A 6,519-nucleotide genomic window follows, 5' to 3' on the forward strand; every position below is an offset into this window, starting at 1 on the left:
ATTGATCGAATTATTCCTGAAGTGAATACCGCCGACGGCTTTGAACGGTTTCGTGGTGATTTGGTTAAAAAAATCAGGGAACTAAATGCGCTTTCCAAAGATGATTTGGTTTCAAAGCGACTTGCCCGTTACCGAAATTTTTAAGTAGGAAATTAATTTTTTGATATAATAGTGTAAATTTGATATTTGGTTCTAGGAGGATTTTGAAAATGGCAGATTTATTAAAAGGAAAAAAAGTTGTTGTGATGGGTGTGGCGAATAAAAAAAGTATCGCCTGGGGTTGTGCTCAAGCCATCAAGTCACTAGGTGCTCAAGTTATTTTAACTTACCAAAATGATCGTTTGAAAAAGAGTATTGAAAAAACGATTGGTGATGAAGAATTCCCATTGGTTGAATGTGACGTTGCTGAAGATGCTAACGTACAAAAGGCTTTTGACGAGATTCATGATCGTTTTGGTAACATTGATGGTGTCATCCATGCCATTGCGTTTGCCGACAAGGAAACCCTCCAAAACGGTGTGATTAACACCAAGAAAGACGGTTATAACTTGGCTGAGGACATTAGTTCCTACTCATTTATCTCAGTAACCCGTTACGCAAGCAAGATCATGAACAAGCCAGGTAGTATCTTGACACTAACCTACATGGGCTCTACTCGTGCTATTCCTGACTACAACATGATGGGGATTGCTAAGGCCTCCCTTGAATCCACCATGCGTTATCTAGCTGCTGAACTTGGAAAAGACCAAATTCGTGTTAATGCGATTTCTGCTGGAGCAGTTAAGACTTTAGCAGTTACTGGCATTAAGGGTCATCGTGACCTTTTGAAGATGTCACAATCATTCACCGTTGACGGTGAAAGTGTTACAACTGACCAAATTGGAAACGTTGCTGCTTTCTTAGTTAGTGATTTATCCACCGGAGTTACTGGTGACATTATCTACGTTGACAAGGGTGTTCACTTACTTGCCTAACAAAAATTAAATTAAAACGTTAAATATCTCATAACCAAAATTGGTTATGAGATATTTTTTTGTTTTTGCGAGTGGTGAATTGAGCATGATTACACATTAAAACAAGTGTAACCAGACGTTCATCAGCTTTAGATCATTGGTGTGACAAGTTTTTACCTCACAATCATCACGATCTGGTTGGGTTTTGATTGCTAAATATGGGAATTTTGTTGAATATGAGTACATGGTAATTATGCGAAGTGCCATATTTGAATCAAAATAGTTTAGTAGAGGTGAATAATTTGAGTTTAATGAACGCAAAAGAAATCATGGATCTCATCCCGAACCGTTATCCAATCTTATTTATTGATCGGGTCGATGCGATGGATCCAGGTAAGTCAATCACGGCTACCAAGAATGTCACAATTAACGAAAATTATTTCCAAGGACATTTTCCTGGTAATCCAGTTATGCCCGGCGTTTTAATTATTGAATCAATGGCCCAGGTGGCTTCGATCTTAATTTTGAAGTCGTCACAATTTGAAAATAAGACGGTTTACATGGGCAGTATTAGAAATGCCAAGTTTCGAAAAATGGTTGAACCCGGAGATGTTCTGCGCTTTGAAGTCAAAATTGACAAAGTTAGAGGAAGTGCTGGGTCGGTTTCATGTGTGGCCTACGTTGGTGATAAAAAAGCATGTGAGGCTCAACTAACCTTCATTGTCAGTGCAAAAGAAAGAGAAGAGTAAGCGAGTATAGGAGTCGCAAATGGGAAGTTTTTCAATCTTAGAGACGGCAAGATCAACCCCTGAGCGGATCGTAACGAATCAAGATTTGACTAAAGTGATGGACACTTCCGATGAGTGGATTAAGCGCCGGACTGGAATTAGTGAACGTCACATTTCTCAAGCTTAGACCAATACGTCCATGTGTGCAGATGTGGCATCTCAACTAGTTAGTAAGGCAAACGTTTCCGCAGATGACATTGATTTTATCATCGTGGCTACCATGTCATCTGACTACCAGACGCCATCAGCTGCGGCAGCGGTTCAGGGACTACTTCATGCTAAAAATGCGATTGCGTTTGATATCAATGCTGCTTGTTCTGGATTTGCGTACGGTATTTACGTTTTAAACTCGTTACTTAGTAATCGACTCAATTCCAAGGGAATTCTGATTGGTGGCGAGCAACTTAGTAAATACATTGACTGGTCCGACCGGTCAACGGCAGTACTGTTTGGTGATGGAGCAGCCGGAATCTTAGTTGCAAATGATGGTAGTCGTTCTGAGGTGTTAGCTAGTAATCTTGAAACGGTTGGGGAACTTGGCCGTTCTCTAACAGCTGGGCACTTAGCGGATGATAAGCATCGTCCATATTTTAAGATGGATGGTCATGAGGTCTATCGCTTTGCCACTCAAAGGGTTCCACGATCCATTCGTTCAGCCATTGCTGATACCAACATTGAGTTAGATGATGTGAAGTACTTTATTGTTCATCAGGCTAACGAACGAATCATTAAAAGCATTGCTAATAAACTTGATTTACCGATGGAAAAGTTCCCGGTGAACATCAATAAATATGGCAATACGGCCGCTGCTAGTGAACCACTGCTTCTTAGTGAGTTGGTGGATTCCAAGCAAGTCAAACGCGGTGATAATCTTGTTTTAACCGGATTCGGTGGTGGTTTAACCATCGGAACCGTTGTAATTCGATACTAAAATACAAAAAATTATGGAGTGATATATATTATGGCAGACCAAAACGAAATTTTTAACAAAATCAAAGACTTAATTGCAAAACAAACTGATGTACCTGCAACAGACATCAAAATGGATACCAATCTTAAGGAAGATGTTGATATTGACAGCCTTGACTTCTTTGAAGTGGTTGATGGACTTGAAAATGAATACGACATCGAAATTGAAAGTGACGAAGACATCAGTACGGTTGCTCAATTAGTTGATTACATCCAAAAGAAAATTGCAGAAAAAGATAAATAATCTAATTCACTATTTACTTGAACAGGAGGGAATTATTTGAGTAATCGAGTCGTTGTAACAGGAATGGGAGCCGTTACTCCCATTGGAAATGATGCCAATGCTTTTGCCCACAACTTATTTAATTCTAAGGTTGGAATTGCGCCAATCACTAAATTTGATGCTAGTGACACTGGTGTTACCGTGGCTGCTGAAGTTAAGGATTTTGATCCAGGCCAACGCTTAGATAAGCGGGACTACAAACGGATTGATCTTTTTTCTCAGTACGCCTTATATAGTGCCAAGGAAGCAATGGATCAAGCTGGTTTAAAAAAGGGTGACTATGATCCAGAAGACTTAGGGGTTATGTATGGAAATGGAATTGGCGGTTTAACCACCATTGAAAGTGACATTATCAAAATGCATGATAAGGGTCCTAAGCGAGTTTCACCACTGTTTGTTCCCAAAGCAATTGCCAACATGGCCTCCGGAAATGTTTCCATTTATTTTGATGCTGAAAACACCTCCCAGACCATCGTAACGGCTTGTGCTTCCGCCAACAATGCAATCGGAAATGCCTTTGAATTAATCAAGCAAGGAAAGGCCAAAATGATGATTGCAGGTGGGACAGAAGCTGCCATTACCGAGATTGGGATTGCCGGCTTTGCCAAGTTAACCGCACTTTCAACTGCCAAAAAAGTCGAAGATGCTTCCATGCCATTCGATGAAAACCGAAATGGATTTGTCATGGGTGAAGGTGCTGGGACACTAATCCTTGAAGATTACGATCATGCCAAAGCACGTGGTGCCAACATTTTGGCCGAAGTAGTTGGATACGGTGCTACTAGTGATGCCTACCATATGACTGCTCCTAATCCATCTGGAAAGGGTGCCATTAAGGCCATGCAAGAGGCCCTTGATGAAGGCAATATTAAGACGAGCGAGTTAGATTACGTGAACGCTCACGGAACCAGTACGCACGCTAACGATGTTGCTGAAGCAGGTGCAATTGAAAAGTTGTTTAATGATAACGATCACGTCAAGGTTAGTTCCATTAAAGGAATGGTTGGACACTCCTTGGGAGCTGCTGGTGGACTAGAAGCGGTCGCCCTTGTGGCTGCCCTTCAAAATGACCAAATGCCAGTGAACGTTGGGATGAAACATAAGGATCCTGAGATTCACGTTGATTTGGTTGATGAAGACAACAAAAAGGCGCCTGTAAATACTGCCATTAGCAATGCATTTGGCTTTGGTGGTCACAATGCGGTAATTGCGATGAAGAAGTGGAATGAAGATTAGTGAATGAACGAGAAATTGAAAAATTAATTGATAAATTTGAAAAGTCAAACTTACAGGAGATCAGGGTTAATGACGATAATGGAGAAGTTTACTTCTCCAAAATTCCTGATCACGGTAATTTGAAACCAACGAGCGAGCATCAAGAAGAGACTGCCAAACCAACGACAATCAAAGCCTCAAAACCGGATGTGACTACGACGTCGGATAATTACCAGTTAAAGGCTCCAATGTTTGGGATCTTGTACTATGCTCCAAGTCCTGAAAAGGATGATTTCAAAAAAGATGGAGATCACGTTAAGAAGGGTGAAACCGTCTGTGTGATTGAAGCGATGAAGCTAGTTAATGAAGTAAAAAGTCCCGTTAGTGGAACCATCGTAAAACGAATTCCAAAGAGCGGCTCAATGGTTGAGTACAACGAACCAATTTTTGAAATTCAGGAAGACTAAGAATATCAATGCACGTTAGTTTTGAAGGGTGATTTAATGTTTAAAAAAGTGCTGGTGGCGAACCGCGGCGAAGTCGCAGTTCAGATTATCCGTGCACTTCACGAAATGAACATCAAGGCCGTGGCGGTTTATTCAACCGCCGATGCCGATAGTTTATTTGTAAAATTAGCTGATGAATCCGTATGTATTGGTGGACCGTTTCCAGATGAGTCATACTTAAACATGGCAGCCATCATTGATTCCGCGGTTCTTTGCGGATGTGATGCCCTCCATCCTGGGTATGGCTTTTTGTCTGAAAACGCTGATTTTGCAGAATTATGTGAACAGTGCGGAATTAAATTTATTGGACCAAGTGCCAAAGTGATCAACTTGATGGGAAATAAGGGGAATGCGAAGGAAGCCATGCGACAAAATGGAGTTCCAACGATTCCTGGAAGTGACGGTTTTGTTGATACTTATAAGCAAGCCAAAGAAGTTGCTAAAGAGACGGGTTATCCGATCATGTTAAAAGCTGCTGCTGGCGGTGGTGGCAAAGGAATCAGAAAGGTTTTAAATGAAGCCGAGCTAAGAAAAGCCTTTACCGACACTAAACGTGAGGCCAAACTCTCGTTTGGGGATGACCGGCTTTACATGGAAAAAGATTTAAGTGATGCCAAGCACATTGAGATGCAGGTCATTGCCGATGAGCATGGGCACGTGATTTACTTTCCAGAACGGGACTGTTCCATGCAGCGTAATCATCAAAAGGTGATTGAGGAAAGTCCCTGTTCCCAGATTACCGAACAGAAGCGACAGGAACTGGGCCAAATTGTGGTCAAAGCTGCTAAGGGAATTGGTTATACCAATACTGGAACCTTTGAGTTCTTAATGGATCAGGATCACAACTTTTACTTCATGGAAATGAATACGCGTCTGCAGGTTGAATACACTATTACTGAAGAAGTCACTGGGGTCGAAATTATCAAAGCACAAATTATGGTGGCTCAGGGACAAGAACTACCATTTACCCAAGCCGATTGTGCCGTAAATGGTTATTCAATTGAGTGCCGTATCAACGCTGAAGATCCTAGTAACAATTTCACTCCATCGCCAGGGAAGCTTGAGCAAATGAAGTTTCCCGATGAATCGGATTCCATCCGAATTGATTCCGGGGTAGAAGCAGGAGATATGATTTCACCTTACTATGATTCAATGATTGCTAAAATCATCGTTCATAAACCCACTAAGCGGGAAGCCGTTAGTAAAATGAAACGGATTTTGACTAATTTTGTGGTGGAAGGTGTAACGACGAACCGAGACTTCTTAATCGATTTGATTTCTGATCGCCACTTTCTTGCGGGTGATTTTAATAATAATTACATTGAGAGTACGTTCTTAAAAGAATGGATGAAACAGTATGACAAACAAACAGTTTGAAAAGATTAGTCCAGCGAAATTAAATGAGCGAATGGATCAAATTCCTGATCACATCTGGGTTCAATGCCCAATTTGTAAGAAGAGTTTTTACAAAAAGGATCTAGTAAAATTCAAAGAGTGTCCGAACTGTCATTATGCTTTTCGAATTGGCGCTAAGGAACGGATTCAACTGATGTTGGATGAGTTTGAACCAATCAATACTGATTTGAAGGCTTCGAAGAAATTTAATGACACTCAATACGTAGCTAAGTTGAAGAAGGCCCGTGAGGTTACCGGAATTAATGAAAGTGTGTTATCGGGGATTGGAACCCTTGATGGAATGCAAGTAGCTGTGGCAGCGATGGACTGGCGGTTTGTGATGGCCAGTCTTGGAACGGCAACTGGTGAAATTCTGGCCCGTTTATTTGAAATGGCTACTAAAAAGAACC

Annotated in this window: 6 protein-coding genes and 2 pseudogenes; all 8 read left to right on the forward strand. The window is 41.2% G+C overall.

The annotated features are described in order from the left end of the window. Positions 1–209 precede the first annotated feature (209 nt). Complete coding sequence (gene fabI, locus LfDm3_RS03695; protein WP_010022527.1) at positions 210–974, forward strand: enoyl-ACP reductase FabI; 765 nt, start codon at positions 210–212, stop codon at positions 972–974. Positions 975–1,255: 281 nt separating this feature from the next. Beyond that, positions 1,256–1,702 (forward strand): 3-hydroxyacyl-ACP dehydratase FabZ, encoded by a 447-nt coding sequence (gene fabZ / locus LfDm3_RS03700; RefSeq protein ID WP_039144232.1) that lies wholly within the window; start codon positions 1,256–1,258, stop codon positions 1,700–1,702. 19 nt (positions 1,703–1,721) lie between these two features. Next, positions 1,722–2,672 (forward strand): annotated as a pseudogene (locus tag LfDm3_RS03705) (beta-ketoacyl-ACP synthase III). 30 nt (positions 2,673–2,702) lie between these two features. Beyond that, positions 2,703–2,954, forward strand: a complete 252-nt coding sequence (locus LfDm3_RS03710; protein WP_010022532.1) for an acyl carrier protein — start codon at positions 2,703–2,705, stop codon at positions 2,952–2,954. A 36-nt stretch (positions 2,955–2,990) separates the two neighbouring features. After that, positions 2,991–4,229, forward strand: coding sequence for a beta-ketoacyl-ACP synthase II (gene fabF, locus LfDm3_RS03715; RefSeq protein WP_082019962.1), 1,239 nt, complete (start codon positions 2,991–2,993; stop codon positions 4,227–4,229). Continuing rightward, positions 4,229–4,675, forward strand: coding sequence for an acetyl-CoA carboxylase biotin carboxyl carrier protein (locus tag LfDm3_RS03720; protein ID WP_039144234.1), 447 nt, complete (start codon positions 4,229–4,231; stop codon positions 4,673–4,675). Before fabF ends, LfDm3_RS03720 begins: the two co-directional genes overlap by 1 nt. A 36-nt stretch (positions 4,676–4,711) precedes the next feature. Beyond that, positions 4,712–6,091: an acetyl-CoA carboxylase biotin carboxylase subunit gene (locus LfDm3_RS03725; RefSeq protein ID WP_039144236.1), complete on the forward strand. Its 1,380-nt coding sequence runs from the start codon at positions 4,712–4,714 to the stop codon at positions 6,089–6,091. Continuing rightward, a pseudogene (locus LfDm3_RS03730) lies at positions 6,072–6,519 on the forward strand (acetyl-CoA carboxylase carboxyl transferase subunit beta); the annotation flags it as partial. The gene LfDm3_RS03725 and the pseudogene LfDm3_RS03730, both read left to right, overlap by 20 nt.

This window comes from Fructilactobacillus fructivorans (assembly GCF_000814735.1).
Taxonomy (GTDB): Bacteria; Bacillota; Bacilli; order Lactobacillales; family Lactobacillaceae; genus Fructilactobacillus; species Fructilactobacillus fructivorans.